We start from the raw sequence: 509 nt of genomic DNA, 5'->3' as shown, positions 1-509 counted from the left end.
GGGACCACCCACGGGACCCTTCCGGGGAACCAGGACGTCTCCATCACGTACGGCGGTGACGGGTCGAGTACGTGGTCGTATGCGGATGGCACGTCGGTGGATCGGAATGCGGCTGGTGAGGTTACGCGTCAGGTGACGGCGGATGGTGCGTCGTTCGACGGGTTCACCGCTGATGGCAGGCCGACGCATGGCACGGTGCCGGGGGCGGATGGGCAGCCGGCGCAGGACGTGTCGATCGCTTACGGCGGTGACGGGTCGAGTACGTGGTCCTATGCGGATGGCACGTCGGTGGATCGGAATGCGGCTGGTGACGTTACGCGTCAGGTCACTGCCGATGGTGCGTTGTTCGACGGGTTCACCGCTGATGGCAGGCCCACCCATGGGACCCTTCCGGGGAACCAGGACGTCTCCATCACGTACGGCGGTGACGGGTCGAGTACGTGGTCGTATGCGGATGGCACGTCGGTGGATCGGAATGCGGCTGGTGAGGTTACGCGTCAGGTGACGGC

At 65.8% G+C, this 509-nt stretch carries 1 protein-coding gene; it reads left to right on the top strand.

Annotated features, from left to right (window positions below):
- Nucleotides 1-132 precede the first annotated feature (132 nt).
- Nucleotides 133-509 (top strand): hypothetical protein (locus KBX46_RS32230; protein WP_210795873.1); only part of this gene is annotated, 377 nt, incomplete at its 3' end.

It is taken from the genome of Micromonospora sp. C81 (genome assembly GCF_018070425.1).
Classification (GTDB): Bacteria; Actinomycetota; Actinomycetes; order Mycobacteriales; family Micromonosporaceae; genus Micromonospora; species Micromonospora zamorensis.
This window is presented reverse-complemented; position numbering and strand designations above follow the sequence as displayed.